General features: G+C 72.0%; 21 protein-coding genes and 1 tRNA gene. 9 read left to right on the plus strand and 13 right to left on the minus strand.

Annotation, left to right across the window (positions count from 1 at the left end; translation table 11 throughout):
* Positions 1-26 precede the first annotated feature (26 nt).
* Together pruA and ABZS69_RS01160 are read right to left on the minus strand one after the other, a co-directional pair.
* A complete protein-coding gene (pruA, locus tag ABZS69_RS01155) occupies positions 27-1652 on the minus strand; it encodes an L-glutamate gamma-semialdehyde dehydrogenase (RefSeq protein ID WP_355364397.1) in 1626 nt (541 codons plus the stop codon).
* Positions 1652-2569 carry a proline dehydrogenase family protein gene (locus tag ABZS69_RS01160; RefSeq protein WP_355364400.1) on the minus strand — a complete coding sequence of 306 codons (918 nt, stop codon included), beginning with the start codon at positions 2567-2569 and terminating at the stop codon, positions 1652-1654. The genes pruA and ABZS69_RS01160 overlap by 1 nt, the downstream gene beginning before the upstream one ends.
* A 75-nt stretch (positions 2570-2644) precedes the next feature.
* On the opposite strand from ABZS69_RS01160, the gene ABZS69_RS01165 reads away from it, so the two are divergent.
* Complete coding sequence (locus ABZS69_RS01165; protein ID WP_355364403.1) at positions 2645-3697, plus strand: helix-turn-helix domain-containing protein; 1053 nt, start codon at positions 2645-2647, stop codon at positions 3695-3697.
* Between the two features lie 54 nt (positions 3698-3751).
* Here ABZS69_RS01165 and ABZS69_RS01170 read toward each other — a convergent pair whose 3' ends face one another.
* Both ABZS69_RS01170 and ABZS69_RS01175 read right to left on the minus strand, forming a co-directional pair.
* Positions 3752-4855, minus strand: a complete 1104-nt coding sequence (locus tag ABZS69_RS01170; RefSeq protein WP_355364406.1) for a glycosyltransferase — start codon at positions 4853-4855, stop codon at positions 3752-3754.
* Between the two features lie 126 nt (positions 4856-4981).
* Positions 4982-6808: a SpoIIE family protein phosphatase gene (locus ABZS69_RS01175; protein WP_355365293.1), complete on the minus strand. Its 1827-nt coding sequence runs from the start codon at positions 6806-6808 to the stop codon at positions 4982-4984.
* Positions 6809-6887: 79 nt separating this feature from the next.
* Between ABZS69_RS01175 and ABZS69_RS01180 the strand changes: the two genes are divergently transcribed.
* Entirely contained in the window at positions 6888-7589 is a 702-nt protein-coding gene (locus tag ABZS69_RS01180) for a GAF and ANTAR domain-containing protein (protein ID WP_355364409.1), read from the plus strand.
* Here the strand turns inward: ABZS69_RS01180 and ABZS69_RS01185 are convergent.
* Positions 7586-7942 (minus strand): STAS domain-containing protein, encoded by a 357-nt coding sequence (locus ABZS69_RS01185; protein WP_355365296.1) that lies wholly within the window; start codon positions 7940-7942, stop codon positions 7586-7588. The two genes, ABZS69_RS01180 and ABZS69_RS01185, sit on opposite strands and share 4 nt — an antisense overlap.
* 176 nt (positions 7943-8118) lie before the next feature.
* Between ABZS69_RS01185 and ABZS69_RS01190 the strand changes: the two genes are divergently transcribed.
* Both ABZS69_RS01190 and ABZS69_RS01195 read left to right on the plus strand, forming a co-directional pair.
* Positions 8119-8889 (plus strand): SigB/SigF/SigG family RNA polymerase sigma factor, encoded by a 771-nt coding sequence (locus ABZS69_RS01190; RefSeq protein WP_350726519.1) that lies wholly within the window; start codon positions 8119-8121, stop codon positions 8887-8889.
* 23 nt (positions 8890-8912) lie between these two features.
* Positions 8913-9326, plus strand: a complete 414-nt coding sequence (locus ABZS69_RS01195; RefSeq protein WP_355364413.1) for an ATP-binding protein — start codon at positions 8913-8915, stop codon at positions 9324-9326.
* Between the two features lie 43 nt (positions 9327-9369).
* Here ABZS69_RS01195 and ABZS69_RS01200 read toward each other — a convergent pair whose 3' ends face one another.
* The 4 genes from ABZS69_RS01200 to ABZS69_RS01215 all read right to left on the minus strand — a co-directional run bounded on the left by ABZS69_RS01200 (position 9370) and on the right by ABZS69_RS01215 (position 11181).
* A complete protein-coding gene (locus tag ABZS69_RS01200; RefSeq protein WP_355364416.1) occupies positions 9370-9567 on the minus strand; it encodes a hypothetical protein in 198 nt (65 codons plus the stop codon).
* A 6-nt stretch (positions 9568-9573) separates the two neighbouring features.
* Positions 9574-10131, minus strand: a complete 558-nt coding sequence (locus tag ABZS69_RS01205) for a hypothetical protein (RefSeq protein WP_355364419.1) — start codon at positions 10129-10131, stop codon at positions 9574-9576.
* An 8-nt stretch (positions 10132-10139) separates the two neighbouring features.
* Entirely contained in the window at positions 10140-10685 is a 546-nt protein-coding gene (locus tag ABZS69_RS01210) for a hypothetical protein (protein ID WP_355364422.1), read from the minus strand.
* A gap of 70 nt (positions 10686-10755) precedes the next feature.
* Entirely contained in the window at positions 10756-11181 is a 426-nt protein-coding gene (locus ABZS69_RS01215; protein ID WP_355364425.1) for a hypothetical protein, read from the minus strand.
* A 95-nt stretch (positions 11182-11276) separates the two neighbouring features.
* On the opposite strand from ABZS69_RS01215, the gene ABZS69_RS01220 reads away from it, so the two are divergent.
* Both ABZS69_RS01220 and ABZS69_RS01225 read left to right on the plus strand, forming a co-directional pair.
* Positions 11277-11350: transfer RNA gene (locus ABZS69_RS01220), tRNA-Pro, on the plus strand.
* Positions 11351-11501: 151 nt separating this feature from the next.
* Entirely contained in the window at positions 11502-13622 is a 2121-nt protein-coding gene (locus tag ABZS69_RS01225; protein ID WP_355364428.1) for an NACHT domain-containing protein, read from the plus strand.
* A gap of 10 nt (positions 13623-13632) precedes the next feature.
* Here ABZS69_RS01225 and ABZS69_RS01230 read toward each other — a convergent pair whose 3' ends face one another.
* Positions 13633-14637, minus strand: coding sequence for a metalloregulator ArsR/SmtB family transcription factor (locus ABZS69_RS01230; RefSeq protein ID WP_355364431.1), 1005 nt, complete (start codon positions 14635-14637; stop codon positions 13633-13635).
* Positions 14638-14687: 50 nt separating this feature from the next.
* Positions 14688-15110 carry a helix-turn-helix domain-containing protein gene (locus tag ABZS69_RS01235; RefSeq protein WP_355364434.1) on the minus strand — a complete coding sequence of 141 codons (423 nt, stop codon included), beginning with the start codon at positions 15108-15110 and terminating at the stop codon, positions 14688-14690.
* Positions 15111-15252: 142 nt separating this feature from the next.
* Between ABZS69_RS01235 and ABZS69_RS01240 the strand changes: the two genes are divergently transcribed.
* Positions 15253-16482 carry an MFS transporter gene (locus ABZS69_RS01240; protein ID WP_355364437.1) on the plus strand — a complete coding sequence of 410 codons (1230 nt, stop codon included), beginning with the start codon at positions 15253-15255 and terminating at the stop codon, positions 16480-16482.
* 68 nt (positions 16483-16550) lie between these two features.
* On the opposite strand, the gene ABZS69_RS01245 is transcribed toward ABZS69_RS01240, so the two are convergent.
* Both ABZS69_RS01245 and ABZS69_RS01250 read right to left on the minus strand, forming a co-directional pair.
* On the minus strand, positions 16551-17297 hold the full coding sequence (locus ABZS69_RS01245; RefSeq protein ID WP_355364439.1) for a lysophospholipid acyltransferase family protein: 747 nt from the start codon (positions 17295-17297) through the stop codon (positions 16551-16553).
* A gap of 18 nt (positions 17298-17315) precedes the next feature.
* Positions 17316-18494, minus strand: a complete 1179-nt coding sequence (locus ABZS69_RS01250) for a cytochrome P450 (RefSeq protein ID WP_355364442.1) — start codon at positions 18492-18494, stop codon at positions 17316-17318.
* A gap of 54 nt (positions 18495-18548) precedes the next feature.
* On the opposite strand from ABZS69_RS01250, the gene dhaK reads away from it, so the two are divergent.
* Positions 18549-19529 carry a dihydroxyacetone kinase subunit DhaK gene (dhaK, locus tag ABZS69_RS01255; RefSeq protein ID WP_355364445.1) on the plus strand — a complete coding sequence of 327 codons (981 nt, stop codon included), beginning with the start codon at positions 18549-18551 and terminating at the stop codon, positions 19527-19529.
* Positions 19529-20146 carry a dihydroxyacetone kinase subunit DhaL gene (gene dhaL, locus ABZS69_RS01260; protein ID WP_355364448.1) on the plus strand — a complete coding sequence of 206 codons (618 nt, stop codon included), beginning with the start codon at positions 19529-19531 and terminating at the stop codon, positions 20144-20146. The genes dhaK and dhaL overlap by 1 nt, the downstream gene beginning before the upstream one ends.
* Positions 20147-20153: the final 7 nt, after the last annotated feature.

A 20153-nucleotide genomic window follows, 5' to 3' on the forward strand; every position in this document is an offset into this window, starting at 1 on the left:
CTCATGGGTGCGGAAGGGCGGAAAAATCAGCCCATGTGTGGATAACGGTGGTCGGTGGGCGGGACGAACGTCTCCTTGATCGTGCGGGCGTTCACCCAGCGGATCAGGTTGAAGATCGAGCCCGCCTTGTCGTTGGTGCCCGAGGCGCGGGCGCCGCCGAACGGCTGCTGGCCCACGACCGCGCCCGTCGGCTTGTCGTTGACGTAGAAGTTGCCCGCCGCGAAGCGCAGCCGGTCGGACGCGGACGCGATCGCGTACCGGTCCTGGGCGATGATCGACCCGGTCAGCGCGTACGGGGCGATGCCCTCCATCTGGTCGAGCACCGCGTCGAAGTCGCGGTCCTCGTAGACGTGCACGCCCAGGATCGGCCCGAAGTACTCCTTGACGAAGATCTCGTCGGCGGGGTCGGCCGACTCCAGGATCGTCGGCTTGACGAAGTAGCCGACGCTGTCGTCGTACGAGCCGGTGAGGACGTCGATGTGCGCGGCCGCCCGCGCCCGGTCGATGGCCTCCTTGTGCTTGGCGAAGGCCCGGGCGTCGATGACCCCGCCCATGAACGTCGACAGGTCGCCCGCCACGTCGCCCACGGTCAGCGACTCGGCCGTGGCCACGAAGTCGTCGCGCATCCGGTTCCAGACCGAGCGCGGCACGTACGCCCGCGAGGCCGCCGAGCACTTCTGCCCCTGGTACTCGAAGGCGCCCCTGATCAGCGCCGTCGAGAGCACGGCCGGGTCGGCGGACGGGTGGGCCAGCACGAAGTCCTTGCCGCCGGTCTCGCCGACGAGGCGCGGGTAGCCGTGGTAGGAGGCGATGTTCCGGCCGACGGTGTTCCACAGGTGCTGGAACGTCGCCGTGGAGCCGGTGAAGTGGATCCCGGCCAGGGCCGGGTGCGCGAGCGCCACCTCGGAGACGGCCTGGCCGTTGCCGGTGACCATGTTGATCACACCGGGAGGCAGACCCGCCGCCTCCAGCAGCCGCATGGTGAAGTGCGCGGCGAACTGCTGGGTGGGCGACGGCTTCCAGACGACGACGTTGCCCATCAGCGCCGCGGAGGTCGGCAGATTTCCGGCGATGGCGGTGAAGTTGAACGGCGTGATCGCCAGCACGAAGCCTTCGAGCGGCCGGTACTCCATCCGGTTCCACACGCCGGGCGAGGAGATCGGCTGGTCGGCGTAGAGCTGGCGCGCGTAGGCCACGTTGAAGCGCAGGAAGTCGATCAGCTCGCAGGCCGAGTCGATCTCCGCCTGCTGCACCGACTTCGACTGCCCCAGCACGGTCGCCGCGTTGAGCGTCGCCCGCCACGGCCCGGACAGCAGGTCCGCGGCCTTCAGGAAGATCGCCGCCCGCTCGTCGAACGACAGCGCCCGCCACGCGGGCGCCGCCCGCAGCGCCGCGTCGACGGCGTCCTGCACGTCCCGGGCCGTAGCGTCGTTGGTACGGCCCAGGACGGCGGCGTGGTTGTGCGGTTGCACCACGTCGATGGGGGCGCCGGCGCCGAGGCGCTGTTCGCCGTCGATGGTCATGGTCAGGTCGACGGACGACCCGGCCAGCTCCTTGATGCGATCCTCCAGCGCCGACCGCTCGGCGCTGCCCGGCGCGTAGCCGTAGATGCGCTCGTTGGCCGGAACGGGAACGTTGCTGATGGCATCCATTACTTACCCCCAAGGGCGCGAAGGAAGAAGGCGACGTTGGCGGGGCGCTCCGCGAGGCGGCGCATGAAGTAGCCGTACCAGTCGTCGCCGTAGGGGACGTAGACGCGGACCGTGTGGCCGGCCCCGGCCAGGGACTCCTGCAGGTCGGTCCGGATTCCGTAGAGCATCTGGAACTCGTGGTCGCCGATCGTCCGCCCGAAGCGGTCGGCGAGCAGCTCCGTGATCGCGATCATGCGCCCGTCGTGCGTCGCCACCATGGGGTAACCCTTCCCCGCCATGAGGATCCGCAGGCATCGCACGTACGCCTTGTCCACGGCGCTCCTGCCCTGGTGGGCGACGGAGGCGGGCTCGCGGTAGGCGCCCTTGACCAGGCGCACCCGGGAGCCCTCGGCGGCCAGGTCGCGGCAGTCGGCCTCGCTGCGGAACAGGTACGCCTGGATCGCCACCCCGGTCGACGGGTAGTCCTCGCGCAGCTTGCGCAGGATGGACAGCGTCGAGTCGACGGTGGTGTGATCCTCCATGTCGAGCGTGACGGTCGAGCCGCCGCGCGCCGCCGCGGCGCAGATCTCGCGGGCGTGCTCCAGCGCCATCGCGTCGTCGAGCCGCTGCCCCACGGCCGACAGCTTCACCGACACCTCTCCCCGGGTGCCGAGGCCGAGCGGCCGGACGGCGTCGAGCAGCGTGAGGTAGGCGTCCGTGGTGGCCTCGGCGGCCCGCGCGTCGCGCGTCTCCTCGCCGAGGTGGTCGACGGTGACGGCGAGCTTCATGTCGCGCAGGCGCTCGACGGCGTCGCGGGCCTCTTGGACGCTCTCACCCGCGACGAACCGGTCGACCACCTTCCTGGTGAGCGGAAAGCCCGACACGGCACGACGTACGACGCCGCTCCCGGAGACGGCGAGGAGCACTTGACCCAACATGCCTCAAGTGTAAAAACGCAGCTCAGCGGGGGCCATCGACGCGCGTAACGCCTGATGTGGCAGGCTGTCATACAAATGCACAACACGGCAGACCTGCAAGAGATCGTCGACGAGATCGCCGCCCGGCTGGGGGCGTCCGCGACGCTGGAGGACCGCTCGTTCCGGCTGCTGGCGTACGGTGCGCAGCACGGCGACATCGACACGGTCCGCCAGGAGTCGATCCTGCGCCGGCGAGCCACCGGCGAGGTGCGCGACTACTTCGAGCGCTACGGCATCGCCAGGGCCTCCGGCCCGGTCCGGATCCCCGCCGACGCCGAGCTCGGGGTCCTGGCCAGGGTGTGCTGGCCGCTGCGCCACGGCGAGGTCACCTACGGCTATCTCTGGCTGCTCGACCCGGGCTCGCTCACGGCGCTCGACTCCGTCGCGCCGCTGGTGGCCAGGGCCGCCGCCGCGCTCGCCCAGGAGGCCAGGAGCCGCCAGGACCTCGGCCGCGGCCTGCTCGCGCTCTTCTCGGCCGACCCGTCCGAGCGCGCGGGCGCGTCCATCGAGGTGCCGGGCCCGGTCACGGCCATCGCCGTCCGCGAGTCGGCGGAGCGCGTCGCCGCCCTCTGGACGCTCCCGCGCGGCGTCCTGGCCCGCCCCGGCTCACCCGTCGCCCTGCTCGCCCCCGCCCACCTCGCGGGCGAGGTGGCGCAGACCCTCCAGAGCGCGTACGGCACCGCCGCCGGCATCGGCGCGCCCCGGGCGGACCCGGCCGACGCCTGGCTCAGCTGGCGCGAGGCCCGCCACGCCCTGCGCGTCGCCGAGCACTTCCCCCGCTACGCGCCCGTCGCCCGCTGGGAGGACCTGGGCGTGCACCGCCTGCTGGCCAGGCTCGGCCAGGCGGACCTGCGCGAGCTGGCGGCCGAGACCGCGGCCCTGGACCGCGAGCTGGCCGAGACCGTGGAGGCCTACCTCGACCGCGGCGGCCACGCCCAGAAGACGGCCGCCGAGCTCGGCATCCACCGCCAGACGCTCTACTACCGGCTGGGCAAGGCCGAGCGTCTCACCCATCGGGATCTTTCGGACGGAGACGACCGCCTGGCCGTGCACCTGGGGCTCAAGGCCGCCCGGCTCTGCGGGTCCTGACCACCTCATGGTGCCGGCAGGCGGCTTCTGCCGCCTGCCGGGGTTTTCGGTGGTTCAGGCGCAGGCCGCCTCGTACACCCGTACCAGCTCCTGGCTCACGCGCTCCCAGGAGTAGCGCGAGCGCGCCCGGTCGGCCCCCGCGTAGCCCAGCGCGGTCCGCAGGGTCGGGTCCCACAGCAGCTCGCGGGCCAGCCGCGCGGTACGCGCCGGCCGGTCCGGCGGCACCAGCAGGCCGGTGACGCCGTCGATGACGGAGTCCAGGTGCGCGCCGACGGCCGAGGCGATCACCGGCACGCCGCAGGCCATCGCCTCCAGCGCCACGATGCCCGTCACGGCCTCGCGCGGCACCGACACCACGGCGTCCGCGCTGCGCATGAGCTTCGGCACGGCGGAGCGCCGGACCTGGCCCAGCAGCGTCACCTGGTCGGCGACCTCGAGCTCTTCGGCCAGCGCGCGCAGCCGGCGGGCGTCCCTGTCGGCGTCGAGGTCCTCGGGCTCGGGCCCGCCCGCGATGATCAGCTCGACGTCGCCGAGCCCCGGCAGCGCCCGGATGACGGTGTCCGCGCCGCGGTCCGTCGTCAGCGGGCCGACGTGCAGGAGCCGCTTGCGCGTGCCCCGCGTGGCCACCGCGCCGCGGCGCTGGAAACGTTCGGTGTCGACGCCGTACGGGACGACGGCGATGTGGCCGCGCGGCACGCCCAGCCGGATCAGGGCCGACTCCTCGTCCCCGGAGCCGGCGATGACCGCGTTGGCCCGGCGGCCCAGGGCCAGCTCCAGCTCCTTGTGCGAGGTGTCGACCGTGTGGAACGTCTGCGTGACCGGCACCCCCAGCCCGTTGACACCAGCCACCGCCACCAGCCCGCCGGTCCACGAATGCGCATGGATCACATCGGGCCGGTCCTGGCTCCATCGCCGCATGAGGTGTTCGCCGACGTCGTTCAGGTACGGCACGACGGCGTCGGCCGACAGCTCCTCGGCCGGGCCCACGTCGATCTGCTCCAACGTGACCCCCGGGGCCACCCGCGTCTTGGGCTTGCCCTCGGTGCTGTCACGGCGGGAGTAGACGGTGACGTGGTGTTCACGGCCGAGCTCGCGGGCGACGGAAAGGATGCGGTCACGCCGGTTGCCCTCGGCGGAAGCGACGATCGCGATATTCATGGCACACCTCAGCGAAGAAAGACTGAAAGGTGCGCCTGCGTCTTAGGCACATGTCTACGCTTTCGACCATACCCAGGTTTGACGCGCTAGCAAACCCCCACAGATCAGACATCCTGACTTCGCAGGTCAGACGCCCCGGAGCGCGAGAATGACGATCTCGTCCCACACCTGGCCGCCCGAGAACGCGTGCCGGTCCGCCTCCAGCGCCTTGACCACGGTGGCCGGCGACTGCCCCGCGCACCGGCCGAGCACGTCGGCCAGCCGCTCCTCGCCGTACGGCTCGCCGTGCTCGTTCCTGGAGGAGACCAGGCCCTCCGAATACAGCACCAGCGTCTCGCCCGCGGCCACCGTCAGCTTCTCCGCCCCGGTCTCCGCCTCGGGCGCGAGGCCGAGCGGCACGCCGCCGCCCGCGGCGAAGCGCACGCCGCCGTCGGCCTGCAGCAGCGCGGCGGGATGGTGCCCGGCCGACGACAGCCGGATCTCGCGCCCCTTCACGAACCCCGCGACGACCATCACGAACATGCCGGTGCCCTGCGCCACCAGGGCCTCGTTGACCTTGCGCATCACCAGGTCGGGGTCGGACTCCCAGACGCCGAGCACCCGCAGGCCGCCGCGTACCATCGCGCTGACCGACGCGGCCTCCTCGCCCTTGCCGACGGCCCCGCCCAGCGCGAACCCCCACCCGCACGACACCGGGAACACGTCGTAGAACTCCGCGCCCACCGACGACCCGGGATGGTAGACGGCCGCCGCCTCGTAGCCGGGCACGTCGGGCAGCTTGCGGGGCGCGACGCTCGCCGACAGCGCGTCCGCCGCCCGCGAACGACTCTGGAAGCTGGTCTGGGCGCGGATCGCCAGGCCGAGCTGCAGCCCCACCTCCTGCATGACGGCCAGGTCGGCCAGCGCGAACGGGCGCCGGTCGTGCGCGCGCACCAGCGTGAGCACGCCCTCGGCGGAGCCGATCGGCACGCACAGCATCGAGCCCGCGCCCATCGCCGTCAGCAGCGGCCCGTCCGCGCAGAACCCGAGCAGGCTCTCGTCGTCCAGCATCTCCTGCACCACGCCGGAGCCGAGCTCCAGCACCTGCGTCACGACCTGGCTGCCCGCCGGATCCGCGGACTCCACCTGGCGGACCAGCTCGCCGAGCGGCTGGTTCTTCGGCGCCACCACGACCGAGCGGCGCGGCAGCCCGTCGCGCACCATGTCCGCGATCACCCAGTCGGCCCACTCGGCCGCCAGCAGCCGCGTCGCCCTCGGCAGCGCGACCGGGCGCAGCAGCGCCTCCTCCTCCAGCAGCAGATTGGCCATCTTGACCAGCAGGTCCTGCCGCTTGGCCGCGGCCAGCAGCAGCGCCGCGTCGGACTCCTCCGGCCGCCGCGCACCCGGCTCGGGCAGCTGCACCTCGGTCGGCAGCGCGACCGCCGCCACCATCTGCTGCGGCTCGCCCGGCATGGTCAGCCTGGTCAGCGCCACCTGGACGGTGTGCGTGCGCCCCTGGTGCGCCAGCCGCGTCTCGAACGCCGACGGCTGCCCCGTCTGCAGCACCGCCGTCAGATGCGACCGGAACGCCGCCCGCCGCGACACGTCCACCAGCAGCGGGAACGACCGGCCCACCAGGTAGCCGTCGGGGCTGCCGAGCATCCGCGAGGTCTCGGGGTTGATCCGCCTGACCACGCCGCCGCCGTCCAGCACGATGACCGGCACCGGAAAGGCCCGGAACACCTGGCGCAGCAGCTTCAGCTCCCGCTGCGTGCCGTCCTTCCTGCCGCCCGCCCGCTTGGGCGCCTTCTCCAGCGCCTCGCGGGCCTCGGCCAGCAGCTCGGCGGCGGTGTCGAGCTCGGCGAGGGCGGCGTCGAGCGTGGGCGCGAGATCGGCGGGGTAGGCGGTCCTCGCCTCGCGAAGCGACGACACGCGCCCGGCCAGCGCGTCCAGCGCTTGTTCGAGGTCCGGCATGGTCACCCTCTGACGCTACGTCACAGGGGATATGGGGGGCCATATCGGGTAGGGGCTTCTTGCTATGAAATCAACCGCGATGATCACCCCCGGTCTCGCCCGCGACCTCGCCATACTGGGCCGGCTGGGCGAGGACACCTCCACCGAACGCGTGCTGCGCGGCCTCACCACGGCTCTGGCCGCCGGCGTGCCGGGCTGTTCCGGGGCCTCGGCCGAGCACTGGCGCGACCACCGGGTCCTGGTGTCGGGCTCCCACAGCGAGCTGATCATGCTCGTGGAAGGCGAGCGCGCGCTGGGCGAGGGCCCGTCCGTCGAGGCCCGGCAGAGCGGCGGCCGCGCCGGCGTCGCCGACGTGCTCAACGAGCCCCGCTGGCCCCGCTACGACGCGCTGGCCAGCCGCTGGGGCGTGCGCTCCGTGCTGGTCGTCCCCATCGACGTGGCCCCCGCCCTGCTGCTGGTCGGCCTCTACTCCGTACGCCCGGGGGCGTTCTCCGCGCAGGGCGCCCACTCGCTGGCCGACATGCTGACCGAGCAGGTCGGGGTGGCGATGGCCAACATGTGGGAGTTCGAGGAGGTGCGTACCGACGCCGCGCAGCTCCAGGAGGCCCTCGCCGGACGGGCGGTGATCGACCAGGCCAAGGGCATCATCATGCAGACCAGCGGATGCACCGCGGAGGCCGCGTTCGAGGAGCTGCGCCGGATCTCCCAGCATCACCAGGTCAAGGTGGCCGACCTCGCCAGGCTCCTGGTGGACGAGCACCAGCGCAAGTCGAAGCGCTAGCCGATGGCCGCCAGGGCGTCGTCGAGCGTGTCGTACAAGGGCAGCCGCTGCGCCAGCCCGGTGATCCACATCACCTTGGACTTGGAGTATTCGACTCCGATGAGCGCGAACCTGGAGCCCGACGCCAGGCTGGTCTGCCAGTGGTGGACGATGAGCCCGAGCGCGCGAGAGTCCATGAACGTGACCCCGGCCAGGTCAAGAATCAGCTCCGAACCCGCCAACGACAAGTAATCGGCGAACTGCTCGCGGGTCGTGGCGTCGAGCACGCCGTCGACCCTGATCACGGTGATCTCGTCCACCGTCGACGACGTCAGGGTCAGGGCCGCCACAGGGCCCTCACCGTTCTCCGGCATTGTCACGGAGCAACCCTACTGTCACCGCAGGAGGGAGGAATACTTCCGGCGATACGGGGGACACTTGATGCGGAGTCCAGCAGCGGGCTTTCGTCTCGAGAGTTGAGCGAGGCGTGCCTCTGCCTGGGCTTTTTCTTGCTGGGGGAGGCCGCCTGCGACCCATAAGAGGAGCAGCGATGGCTGTGCAGGAATACGTCCTCGAGGAGATGACAGCGGAAGAGCTCCTGGCCGAAATGGTCCGGGAAGAAACCCCCGACAGTCACAGAGAGCGACTGCGTGAGCGCATCGTCGAGATGCACCGGCCGCTCGCCATGGAGATCGCCCGGCGCTACCGCTACCGCGGCGAGCCGCTGGAGGACCTTCTCCAGGCCGCGTACGTCGGCCTGATGAAGGCCGTCAACGGCTTCGACCCGACGCTCGGCCACGCGTTCAGGGGCTACGCGGTCGTCACGATGACCGGCGAGGTCAAGCGCCACTTCCGCGACCGCACCTGGGCCATCCGGGTGCCGCGTCTCTACCAGGAGCGCCGTTCGGAGCTCAACCGGCTGGTCGCCGACCTCAGCCAGGACCTCGGCAGATCGCCCACCGTGGCCGAACTGGCCGCCAAGATGAACATCACCGAGGAGGACGTCCTGCTGACGCTCGACGCCTCCGCCGCCTACAGCACCCTGTCGCTCGACGCGCCGCTCGGCACCGACGACGACGCCGCCTCCCTCGGCGACGTCATTCCCGAAGACGACGACACGCTGAGCACCATGGTCGACCGGGAGGCCGTCAAACCGCTCATCGACGCCCTGCCCTCCCGCGAGAAGCACATCCTGCTCCTGCGGTTCTTCGGCAACATGACGCAGGCCGAGATCGCCGCCGAGTTCGGGATCTCCCAGATGCACGTCTCACGCATCCTCCGCAAGGTTCTCGACCAGCTGCGTTCCGAGCTGGTCGGCTGATCGGCTGAGAAGAAGGACGCCGGGTGAACGAGGTCGGAGAACCTCAGTCGGGCTACACGAGCCCGCCGCCCGGCGCGCCCGTGAAAGAGCTCGGCTTCCGGCTGCCGGACCTCCCGCAGGTCCGGCAGTTCGCTGAGGACGAGGCCCGCGACGCCGGCATGCCCGAGGACACCATCGGGGACTTCGTCATCGCGGTCAACGAGGTGGCCACCAACGCCGTCACCCACGGGGCCGGCCGGGCCTCCATGCGTACCTGGTCGGTGAACGGCGACCTGATCGTGGAGGTGCACGACGAGGGGGTCTGGAAGCCCGGGCCCATGCCGGGCGCGGTGGGCGGGATGGGGCTGTGGGTGGCCCGGCTGGTGTCGTCGGACCTGACCCTGCGGGTCGGGAACGGCGGCAGCACCGTCATCATGCGCTTCCCCGGCAAGATGTGACAGGAGGCCGCCGTCCTCGGCGACCTCCTGCTCAGGGGCTCTGCTACCTGCGGGCCCGGCTGCGCCAGTTGCCGTAACCGGAGCGGAAGCCGGCCTTGCCGACGCCCGCCTGGTGCAGCGCCAGCAGCGTCAGGCCCAGCAGCACGAACGTCATGCCGGAGAACCCGCCGGGGATCCGCGCGCCGACCAGGTCGAGCAGGAAGCCCAGCCCGAAGACGATCGCTGCGACTATCGCGAGCATGTCAGGTCACCTCTTTCCCACGGCGGGGAGCTGGGTCTGGGTCTGGGCGCCGGAGAGGGCGAGCAGGCGTTCCAGGACGCTCCTGTAGTCGCGCAGCGCCAGGCGCAACTGCTCGGTGTCGGCGGCCTCGGCGTCCTTCCAGCGGTCGCGCAGGGCGTCGGTGCGGCTGGTGAGGCTGCTGGTGAGGGCGTCCACGACCTCGCCGACCAGCCCGTCGGCGCGCCGCACGGACTCGCCGGGATCGTCGACGAACGACGTCTGCAGGTCGCGCCAGCGGGCCTGCACCCGGTCCGGGTCCTGGTCGAACAGGACGACGTCCTCGGGGGCGGCGTGCGCGGGCACCTCGCCGACGCCAGGCTCCGGTTCAGGGGTCCTTGCGTAGGGGACGCGGTACGGGGCGTCGTCGTGCTCGGCCGCGGGGGTCTCCACGGCGCCGGGCACGGCGGCCGCGTACTCGTCGTCGGCACGCGGACTGCGCTTGTCCGGCTCGTCCTCGCGGAGGTGCTCATCGTCGGGAGCGCGCTGCGCGCGTTCTTCCTCGCTGCCGCTCCTGGGGGTGCTCATATCCTCGTTCACCGTCCTCGTGTGGTCTCCTGCAGCAGTTCCTCGAACAGCGCGCGGTAGTGCACCATGGCCTGCCGCAGGTCCTCCGTGGAGGCCTCCTTCCTGGCCGCCCGCCCGCTGATCTCGTGGGCCGTCCGGTAGTGGTCGAGGGTCTCCGCGTGGCCCACCGACAGGGTGGACAGCCGCTGCTCGAAGTCCTCCGTCGGGTAACCCCGCTCCGCCATGACCGCGGTGACCAGCTGATCGGCCTCGGTCACCGCGAACCCGGGAGCGTCGACGAAGCGCTCCTGCACCTCGGTCCACCGGTTCGCGTAGGTGTCGCGCGACTCGTCCGTCAGGGGATGGATGCCGAGCTCCGAATGCCGGCGCTCCCGGTCGAGCAGCTCCTGCTCGGCCTCGCGGCGGTTGTCGTGCTCGGCGACTATGCGTTCGTACTCCGGGCCGAAACGTTCGCGGAGATGGCCGCGACGCCGCTGCTGCAGCACGACGTAACCCACTGCGGCGAGCGCCACCACCGCGACCGCGACGACGGCCACCCAGATGAAGGTGGTCATGTTGTTCGCCTCCGGTCTCTGTGTCGAGACCAGCGACTGCCCTCGAACGGGCGGGTCGAAACTCCCCGCCTCAGCGGGCTTCCATCGCCTCCCTGGCCGCCGCAAGCACGGCTGCGACATGTGAGCCCGCTGGTGCGGCAGGGACCTCGCTGAACCCTTCTGCCGCGTCATAGCGCACGTCGAGCCCCTGGTCGACGAGCCGCTGAGCCCACCGCAGAGCCGTGTTCAGCCGCTCGGCCGCGGGTGGCTTCCCCTGCGCGGCCGCCGACAGATTACGCAGATTGGTGGCGGGCCCGGACTGGGAGTGCTCGCGGGCCAGCTTCCACGGCACGGCCCGGCTGTGGTCGAGCATCGGCTTGGCCAGCCCGGCGGCCCGCTTGGCCTGCAGCACCCCGGACTCGCTGACCCCGAAGTGCGCGGCCAGCTCCTGCACGCTCACCCCCTCGGCCACCAACCTGGCCAGCTCCCGCCGATCGATGGTCGGTTTGCGCCCCACTCGGCCACCTCCGCCCCAGCTCGCCGTGTACGCGTGCACCTCCGATGTGCGCTAAGGTTATGACGTCCCGCTCCGCAGGGAGCGGCCGACACGACCGGGACGTAGCGCAGCTTGGTAGCGCACTTGACTGGGGGTCAAGGGGTCGCAGGTTCAAATCCTGTCGTCCCGACTGGTCAGAAGGGGTGCCAGAGATCGTCTGGTGCCCCTTTTTGCGATCCTCGGCACCCGCTTGTGCGCGCGGGCGACAAAGCGGAAATCTCCCGTGGATCTTCGGACTTTTCGCGCTCCACGACGGGCATCCGCTTGGAATGCTGGGGACCGTGAGCCGGCGTACGAGGGCATGGTGGTTCTGGGCGGGCGTCGCGGTCGGGACGATGCTGGTCGTCGCCGCCACCGTGCGGCTGTGGACGCGCTATCCCGGTGAGGTGGATCCGGTCAGCGCGGGGTTCGCGCTCATCGGGGTCGCCATCACCGCGCTCTCGTGGTGGCAGGCGAAGCGGCTCGCCGACACCGACGTGGCGGCGGTGGCGGGGCGGCTGGCGCAGCGGGTGCTGGCGGAGGAGAAGGCCCAGCGGGCGCAGTTGCTGGGCGGCAAGGGCAGGGACGCCGCCATCGACGTCGACTTCGCCTTCCATCCCACCGGCAGCTCCGTCTCCGCTCCCCCGCGCGGCAGCCTGAAGCAGGTGGCCGCCTACTTCCGCGACCTGCGGGCGCCGCGACGGCTGGTGATCACCGGGGCGGCGGGTTCGGGCAAGACGGTGCTCGCGATCGAGCTGATCCGGGAACTGCTCGACGGCAGGCGGCCCGACGATCCCATCCCGGTGCGGATCTCGGCGGCGAGCCTCGATCCGGACGTACCGGTCACGACCATGCTCGCCCGGCACCTGGCCGCGACGTTCGACCTGAAGCCGGTGACCGCGCGCACGCTGGTGGAGGCGGAGCGGATCCTGCCCGTCATCGACGGGCTGGACGAGATGGACGAGACCGAGCTGCCGGGCTACGGGTCGCGGGCCGCCCGGGCGCTGCGCGCGCTGGAGGACTACGAGCACGGGCTGGATCGCTGCAGCCTCGTGGTGACCTGCCGGACCGACCAGTACGACGCCCTGGTCGCCGACCAGGCCGCGCTCCGCGGCGTCGCCCGCGTCGATGTGGACCAGGTGAACAGCGACAAGGCGTGGCGGTTCGTCCAGGCCGTCACCGATCAGGAGGACCCGGAACGCTGGCAGCCGGTGCTGGAGGCGCTGACCCGCGACGGCCATGTCCTGGCCGGCACGCTCGACACGCCGTGGCGGCTGACCCTGGCGGTCAGCGTCTACGAGGAACGCGACCCGCTCACCGGGCGCTACGTGCGCGCACCCCGGGCTCTGACGGAGTTCGCCGACCAGCGGTCCGTGCGGGAGCACCTCCTCGGCCTGTTCATCCCCGCCCGCCTGGCGGGCAGAGGGCTGAGCGCCGAACAGACCCATGCCTGGCTGGCCGTCCTGGCCGGCTACCTGCGCGGGAACGCGAGCCGGCCGCCGTTCCACGGACGCGTCCTGTCCGGCACGGATCTGGTCCTGCACCGGCTGTGGCCGCTGGCGGGAGATCGGCCGCGGCTCATCGGCGCGCTGGTGGCCCTGTCCACCTGCCTTCCCGCGGTCGCCGCCGTCGTCGCCGCCCTCGCCCTGGCGCTCTCGCAGCTGGACATCGTGGACGGCTATGTGTCGGGCCGGACGGTGACGGCGCTGATGCTGCTCTGGCTGCCCGGTGTCGTGTGCCTGGGCTTGCTGGCGGAACCCGTCAGGGCGTGGCGGGAGGTGTGGTCCGCGGCGGACGAGGTCGGCTCGCGCCGGTTCCGCGGCGCACGTGATCGCGGGAAGGCCGTGGTGGAGGGCGTGCTCGCAGCCGGAGGCGGCACCCTGGCGGGGGCGGCGGTCATCATGGAGTTCGATGTCGATCTTCCGCTCTGGGTGCCGGTCGTCTTCGGGCTCCTGCTCGGCATCGGGATGGCGAGCGGCGGAACAGGGCAGGACGGACAGCCCGGTTTCAGCCGCCGCGTCGGCCCGAGAGCGGTCATCCGGAATGACGTCGTCACGACCCTCGTGGCCGCCCTCACGTTCGGCCCGGGATTCGGATTCGTGCTGGGGATCTGGTTCGGTGAGCTGCTGGACGGGGTCTCGACCGTGGCGGCGGTGACGGCGGGCGCGGTCTTCGGGATGTCCCTCGTGGCATCCATGTCACCACGGCTGTCGCGCCTTTACCTGGGGCTTCTCCTGTCCGTACGAGGTCGGCTGCCGTGGCGGCTGGGACGGTTCCTGGACCGGTGCTACGACGCGGGGCTGCTGCGGATCTCCGGCATCGCCTATCAGTTCCGGCACCGTGAGCTCCAGGACTATCTGGCGGCGCACCCCGTACCGTCACTTCCTGAGCCGAGCCCCCGGAGCAGCGTCGGCGGGACGTAGCGTCAGATCATCAGCAGGCGCCGCTCGCCGGAAGGGTGGCGCTCAAGGACAGTCCCTGGCTCGTCGTCACGTACAGGACGCTGCGGCCGGACCGTTCGCGGGCGACCAGCCCGCAGTCGTGCAGCACGCGGAGGTGCTGCGAGATCGCGCTGGGCGTGACGCCGAAGGCCCGTGCCAGGTCCGTCGTCGTCGCGGGAGAGCGCAGCGCCTCCAGCAGTTCGGCGCGCACCCGGCCGAGCAACCTGACCACGCTGCCCGCGGGCGGCCGCGTCCCCGCCGTCCACAGCGTGCCGGCGCCCCGTGCCGGGTAGCGGACCGTGGTCTGCGTCGAGGTGTTCTTCTTGATGAGCACGTACGGCGAGCCGAGGACGACCGGCATGAGGACGAGCCCGCCTGGGCCGCGGTTCACGACGAGCTCGCGCTGCCAGCGCGGTCCCCCCAGCGTCAGCTGGCCGTCACGCCAGCGCAGGTCGGGATGCAGGTCGGCGAACAGCTTCGCCGCGCCGCCCGCCGCCAGCCGCCTGGCGCGGTGGGCGATGTCCGCGTCGAGCACCGCCCGGATCCGTGACCAGTGGGGCGCGATGAGCCGGTCGTGCGCCGCCCGCAGTTCGGCCGCGATCGCGCGCAGGCCCGCCGCCGGCCGGGCGGCGAGAGGAGCGACGGCGGCGGGCGGCTCGTCGCCGAACACCCGCTGAAGGCTCACGCGGACCTGGCGCGCGGTCGTCCTCCGAAGCGCCGCCAGGTCCTCCTCGATGGACGTCTCCGCACCCTGCGGCGCAGGAACGAGGAACTCCGGCCAGTTCAGCTTGTCGCTCACGATCAGCGACCGCGTCCGCGGGAGGTCGAGCGGAGCGCCGGCCAGCTCGTCCCGCGCCCATCGCAGCCAGCGAAGATGGACGGGATTGCGGTCGCGGCCGGCCAGTTGCTGCAGGGCGGACACCGTCTCCGACAGCGGCGAGATCGCGAACCGCGTCGCCGCCAGCTCGTCCACCCCGAGCTCGACCCTCAACGCCATGGCTCCGAGTATGCAGCCCCGCTCGCGACGGCCGGCCGGGGGCAGGGGGACTACCGCTGCTGGGCGGCGTCGTAGGCCTCCTGCGCGGAGGTGATCCGGCCCATGTTGACCTCGGCCCAGTCGCCGATGACGGCGATCGGCTCGATGAGGGAGCGGCCGAGGTCGGTCAGGGTGTATTCGACCCGGGGCGGGACCTCGGCGAAGATCTGGCGGGTGAGCAGGCCGTCGCGCTCCATCCGGCGCAGCGTCTGGGTGAGCACCTTGGGCGCGACGTGGCCGAGCTGGCCGCGCAGCCCCGAGAAGCGCATCGCGCCGTCGCTCAGCGACAGGATGACGAGCACCGTCCACTTGTCGCCGATCCGGTCCAGCACGAGCCTGGTCGGGCAGTCGGGGTCGAAGAGATCGCCCTGGTAGGCGTGGGTGCGCTTGGCCCGGAGGAGTTCGAGGAGACGGGGCGGGGCGATAGTAACCACGAGGTACTTATAGCACGTTGAAGTACTCGATACCCAATTTATACTTTTGCCTCGAGCGCGGCTCCCGGCGCTGTGGCTTTGAAGATGTAGCCCCGTGCTAAATGCTGTCGCGGGCGGGCCCGGCCCCCGGACGATCTCCGGCATGACACTCGACAGGACACGGACCGAGCGCGGGCGACGGCTGTCCGGGGCGTACTGGCGGTTGTGGTGGGCGACAGGGGTGAGCACCGCGGGCGACGGGGTGTTCGCGGCGGCCGTCCCGCTGCTGGCCGTCACGATCACCCGGGATCCCAGGCTCGTCTCGGCGATGTCGGCCGTGACGTACCTGCCGTGGTTGCTGCTGTCCCTGCCCGCCGGCGCGCTCGTCGACCGCTGCGATCGCGCCGCGCTGATGTGGCGTTCGCAGGCCGTCCAGGCGGTGATCGTCGGCGCCGTCGCGGTCCTGGCGGCGGTCGGTCACCTGGGCATCCCCCTGCTCGCGTTCCTGATCTTCGCCTCGGGCGCGTGCGCGGTCGTCTCGAACAACGCGGCGCAGGCGATCCTGCCCGACCTCGTGGCGGCGCCCCTGCTGCACAGGGCCAACGGCCACCAGCAGGTCGTCATGACGGTCGGGCAGCAGTTCGCGGGGCCGGTGGCGGGCAGCCTGCTCTTCACGGCCGCCGTGGCCTGGCCCTTCGGCGTGGACGCCGCCACGTTCGTGGTGTCGGCCGCGCTGCTCGCGTCCCTGCCCAGGATGGGTCGCCGCGGATCCGGGCCTCCCCCGCTGCGTACGGCGGTCGCGGACGGGCTGCGCTGGCTGGCCGGTCACCGTCTGCTGCGGACCCTCGCGCTGCTGCTGGGCGTCAACACCTTCTGCGGCCAGTTGGCCAACGCGACCCTCGTCCTGCTGGCGACCCAGACCATGGGTCTCGACGCGCGCGGTTACGGCCTCCTGCTGGCCGGGGCCGCGGTGGGCGGCCTGCTCGGCGGCCTCGTCGGCCCGCGCGCCATCGCGTGGACCGGCGAGCGCGCGGCGCTGGTGGCCGCGCTCGCCGCGAACGCCGTCGTCTTCGTGGGGATCGGCCTGAGCCCGGACGTGATCGTGCTCGGCGTGCTGCTGGGCTGCAACGGGTTCGCCGTCACCCTCTGGAACGTCCTGAGCGCCGGGCTCAGACAGCGCCTCGTGCCCTCCGCGCTGCTCGGCCGGGTGAGCAGCGCGTACAAGACGGTCGGCTGGGGGTTGATGCCGCTCGGGGCGCTGGCCGGCGGGCTGGTGGCCCACTCGTTCGGGTTGCGGGCGGCCTATCCCGTGGCGGGCGTGCTGCGCGGGGTGGCGCTGCTGATCGCCCTGCCCGTGCTGATCCGCGCGATGCGCCCCGATGCGTCGTCCTAGTGAGCCCCGCGAGCCCCGTGACCCGGCTAGCCCCGGCGGGTCCCGGAATGAGCCCCCTGGCAGGAGGGCTACTCCTTCTTGGCGCGGGCCTCGGCCTCGGCGGCGTCCATGGCCGCCGCCTCCTCCGGCGTCGGGGCGGTGCCGCCCAGGTGGGCGGGCTGCCACCAGACCCCCTGAGGCACCTCCGGGTACGTGCGCTGCGCCTGGTCCACCAGCCCCGTCAGCCGCTTGTGCAGGTCGGCGGTGTGGTCGTTGACGTTCTCGCCGCGCTTGGGGTGCATCGGCTCGCCCACCACGATGCTCAGCGGGATGTGCCGTTGCGTGAGCTTGCGGGGCCGGCCCTTGGTCCAGAAGCGCTGGCTGCCCCACAGCGCGACGGGGATGATGGGCGTGTTGGTGGCCTGGGCCATGCGGATGGCGCCGTTCTTGATCTCCTTGACGGTGAAGGAGCGGCTGATCGTCGCCTCGGCGAAGACGCCGACGACCTCGCCGGCCTTGAGCATGCGCAGGGCCGTCGCGTACGAGCCCGCGCCCGCCCCCCGGTCGACCGGGATGTGGTGCATGCCGCGCATCAGCGGCCCCGAGATCCGGTGCTCGAACACGTCCTGCTTGGCCATGAAGCGCACCAGCCGCCGCGCGGGCAGCGCCGCGAACCCGGCGAAGATGAAGTCGAGGTAGCTGATGTGGTTGCTCACCAGCACCGCTCCCCCGGTCTGCGGCACGTGCTGCGTACCCTCCATGTGGAAGCGGACGTCGAGCACGCGAAACAGGGTCCGCGCGGCGGCGATCACCGGCGGGTACACGATCTCAGCCATGAGCAGAAGGTAGCCTACTCAGGCGGGTGCCACGGTAGTCGGGAGCCGGACCATCCCCCGTACGTTGCCGTGCGAGGTGCGCCGGATGCCGTCCTGGTCGATCTCGTACGCAGGGGAGACGGCCTTCGTGAGCTCCTCCAGCGCCACCCGCGCCTCCAGCCGGGCGAGCGGGCCGCCGAGGCAGTAGTGGCGGCCGACGCCGAAGCTGATGGACCTGGCGGTGTCGCGGCCCAGGTCGTAGACGTCGGGGTCGGGGAAGACGGACTCGTCCCTGTTGGCGGAGCCGATCAGGATCCACACCTTCGCGTCGGCGGGGACCCGGACGCCGTGCCACTCGGCGGGAGTGGTGAGGCGGCGGGCGATGCCGTGCGCGGGGGTGTCGTAGCGCAGCGACTCCTCCACCCACTCCGTGATGGCCCCGCCGAAGGCGGCGGCGCGCTGGCCGGGGTTGCGCCACGCCCAGTACCAGGCGGCGCACAGCAGGTGGGTGGTGGTCTCCGAGCCCGCCCCGATCAGCAGGAACAGGAACGCCACGATCTCCTCGGGGCTCAGCCCGCCGTCGGCGACGAGCGCCGAGACGAGGTCGTCGCGGGGCTCGGACCGTGAAGCCGCCCGGCGGTCGGCGACGATGGAGGCGTAGTAGTCGCCGAGCGACAGGATGCTCTTGAGCCCCGTGTTCGCCATCCTGCCCTGAGGGTCGTATCTGACCAGGGCGTCGGACTTGCCGCGGACGTCCGCCCGGTCGGAGGGCGGCACGCCCACCAGCTCGGAGATCACGTCGAGCGGCAGCTTGGCGGCGAGGTCGCGGGCGAAGTCGAACGTCCCGCGTTCGAGGCCCTCCTCGATGTAGCCCCGCGCGATCGTCCTGATCATGGGTTCGAGGGCGGCCACCCGGCGGGGGGTGAAGGCCCGCGAGACGACGGCCCGCATGCGGGTGTGGTCGGGCGGGTCCATGGCCACGAACGACAGGTACGTACGCGCCTGCGGCCCCCACGCGACCGGGTCGAGAACGGGGCCGTGGTCGCTGGACAGCAGGGCGCTGTCGCCGAGCGCGGCGGCCACGTCGGCGTGCCGCGACAGTGCCCAGAAGTCGTGCTCGGGATTGTGGTAGAGCGGCGCTTCCCGGCGTAACCACGCGTAGACGGGGTACGGATCGTGGTTGACCCTCGGGTCGTAGGGGTCGTAGGCGACGTCCACCCCGCCCACGCTACGACGCTTGCGCCCTCGTGAAAATGGGCAGATCTTCTCACCATGAAGAAGCTCATCAACACGGCCGATTCCGTCGTCGATGACGCGCTGAACGGCATGGCCGCGGCCCACCCCTCGCTGCGGATACAGGACCGGGTGGTCTACCGGGCCGAGGGACCGCGGCCGGGCAAGGTCGGGCTGGTCTCGGGCGGCGGCTCGGGGCACGAGCCGCTGCACGCCGGTTTCGTCGGGTACGGCATGCTCGACGCGGCCTGCCCCGGCGAGGTCTTCACCTCACCGGTCCCCGACCAGATCATCGACGCGACCAGGGCGGTCGACGGCGGCGCCGGCGTCCTGCACATCGTCAAGAACTACACCGGCGACGTCCTGAACTTCGAGATGGCCGCCGAGCTGATCGAGGACGTCGAGGTGGCCAGCGTGCTGGTCGACGACGACGTGGCCGTACAGGACTCCCTCTACACGGCGGGCCGCCGCGGCACCGGGGCCACACTGTTCGTGGAGAAGCTGGCGGGCGCGCTGGCCGAGCAGGGCGCGCCGCTGGGCCAGATCGCCGCGGTGGCGGGCGAGGTGGACGAGCGCAGCAGGTCGTTCGGCATCGCCCTGACCTCCTGTACGACGCCACACGCGGGCAAGCCGACGTTCGACCTGCCGGAGACGGACGTGGAGCTGGGCATCGGCATCCACGGCGAGCCGGGACGGGCCCGGGTGCCGATGGCGTCGGCGCGCGAGCTGGCCGCGATCGCCATGGAGGCCATCCACGGCGACCTGCCGCTCCGCGGCGACCTGCTGGTCATGGTCAACGGCATGGGCGGCACCCCCCTCATGGAGCTGTACGTGGTCTTCGCGGAGGTCGCGGACTTCGTCAGGGGCAAGGGCGCCCGGGTGTCGCGCTCGCTCGTCGGCAACTACGTGACCAGCCTCGACATGCAGGGCTTCTCCGTGTCGATCTGCCTGCTCGACGACGTGCTCACCCGCCTGTGGGACGCGCCGGTCGAGACGCCGGGGCTGCGCTGGGGGCGTTGATGGACACCGACGTGTTCGTGGCCTGGTTCGAGGAGGCGGCCAGGCTGGTGCACAGGGACCGCGAGCGGCTGACCAGCCTGGACGCGGCGATCGGCGACGCCGACCACGGCACGAACCTCGACCGCGGCCTCACCGAGGTCCGCAGGACGCTGGCCGAGTCGCCGCCGGGGACTCCCGGCGAGGTGCTGGCCGCGGCGGGCGCGACGCTGATCCGCCGCGTCGGAGGCGCCTCCGGGCCGCTGTACGGGTCCGTGTTCCGGCAGATGGGCAAGTCGCTGGAGTCGCCGGTGACGCTGGCCGGGTTCTCGGCGGCGTTCGACGCCGGGGTGGTCGCGCTCGAACGGCTGGGCAAGGCCGCGCTGGGCGACAAGACCATGGTGGACGCGCTGGTCCCGGCCTCGCGGGCGCTGGCCCTGGCCGTACGCGACGGGATCGGGGTGCACGAGGCGTTCGAGCGGGCGGCCGGGGCCGCCGAGGAGGGGGCGAAGGCCACGATCCCGATGCGGGCGCGCAAGGGGCGGGCCAGCTACCTGGGCGAGCGCAGCGTCGGGCACGAGGACCCGGGCGCGGCGTCGGCGGCCCTGTTCATGGCCGCCCTGGCCTCGGTGGTGGCGTGATGAGCGG

The organism is Nonomuraea sp. NPDC005650, from assembly GCF_040605375.1.
Taxonomy (GTDB): domain Bacteria; phylum Actinomycetota; class Actinomycetes; order Streptosporangiales; family Streptosporangiaceae; genus Nonomuraea.

Coding starts and splice junctions, on each gene's coding strand:
- pruA (WP_355364397.1), bottom strand. CDS start 1,652: ATGGATGCCATCAGCAACGTTCCCGTTCCGGCCAACGAGCGCATCTAC.
- ABZS69_RS01160 (WP_355364400.1), bottom strand. CDS start 2,569: ATGTTGGGTCAAGTGCTCCTCGCCGTCTCCGGGAGCGGCGTCGTACGT.
- ABZS69_RS01165 (WP_355364403.1), top strand. CDS start 2,645: ATGCACAACACGGCAGACCTGCAAGAGATCGTCGACGAGATCGCCGCC.
- ABZS69_RS01170 (WP_355364406.1), bottom strand. CDS start 4,855: ATGAATATCGCGATCGTCGCTTCCGCCGAGGGCAACCGGCGTGACCGC.
- ABZS69_RS01175 (WP_355365293.1), bottom strand. CDS start 6,808: ATGCCGGACCTCGAACAAGCGCTGGACGCGCTGGCCGGGCGCGTGTCG.
- ABZS69_RS01180 (WP_355364409.1), top strand. CDS start 6,888: ATGATCACCCCCGGTCTCGCCCGCGACCTCGCCATACTGGGCCGGCTG.
- ABZS69_RS01185 (WP_355365296.1), bottom strand. CDS start 7,942: ATGCCGGAGAACGGTGAGGGCCCTGTGGCGGCCCTGACCCTGACGTCG.
- ABZS69_RS01190 (WP_350726519.1), top strand. CDS start 8,119: ATGGCTGTGCAGGAATACGTCCTCGAGGAGATGACAGCGGAAGAGCTC.
- ABZS69_RS01200 (WP_355364416.1), bottom strand. CDS start 9,567: ATGCTCGCGATAGTCGCAGCGATCGTCTTCGGGCTGGGCTTCCTGCTC.
- ABZS69_RS01205 (WP_355364419.1), bottom strand. CDS start 10,131: ATGAGCACCCCCAGGAGCGGCAGCGAGGAAGAACGCGCGCAGCGCGCT.
- ABZS69_RS01210 (WP_355364422.1), bottom strand. CDS start 10,685: ATGACCACCTTCATCTGGGTGGCCGTCGTCGCGGTCGCGGTGGTGGCG.
- ABZS69_RS01230 (WP_355364431.1), bottom strand. CDS start 14,637: ATGGCGTTGAGGGTCGAGCTCGGGGTGGACGAGCTGGCGGCGACGCGG.
- ABZS69_RS01240 (WP_355364437.1), top strand. CDS start 15,253: ATGACACTCGACAGGACACGGACCGAGCGCGGGCGACGGCTGTCCGGG.
- ABZS69_RS01245 (WP_355364439.1), bottom strand. CDS start 17,297: ATGGCTGAGATCGTGTACCCGCCGGTGATCGCCGCCGCGCGGACCCTG.
- dhaK (WP_355364445.1), top strand. CDS start 18,549: ATGAAGAAGCTCATCAACACGGCCGATTCCGTCGTCGATGACGCGCTG.
- dhaL (WP_355364448.1), top strand. CDS start 19,529: ATGGACACCGACGTGTTCGTGGCCTGGTTCGAGGAGGCGGCCAGGCTG.